1 protein-coding gene is annotated in these 223 nt (G+C 51.6%); it reads left to right on the top strand.

Translation table 11 applies throughout. The annotated features are described in order from the left end of the window. A partial coding sequence (locus A3738_RS09815; RefSeq protein WP_197473773.1) for an RnfABCDGE type electron transport complex subunit D occupies positions 1-223 on the top strand: 223 nt, incomplete at both ends.

The raw sequence follows: 223 nt of genomic DNA, 5'->3' as shown, positions 1-223 counted from the left end.
AATTTCAGGTGACGTCGTGTGGACTGCAGTTGATGGCTTCTCTGGTGCTACTTCACTTAGCCTCGCGGCAAGTGGTGGTGTCGAAGCGATCATGGCGAACAACATAACTTGGTTGGATGCATTCTTCGGTACCGTTCAAGGGTCGATGGGTGAAACATCAACGCTAGCGATTTTGATCGGCGGTGCGGTTCTTCTCGCAACGCGCATTGCCTCACTTCGTATT

Source organism: Oleiphilus sp. HI0066 (assembly GCF_001635725.1).
Note: the sequence above shows the minus strand (reverse complement) of the source record. Positions and strands in the feature narration are given on the sequence as shown.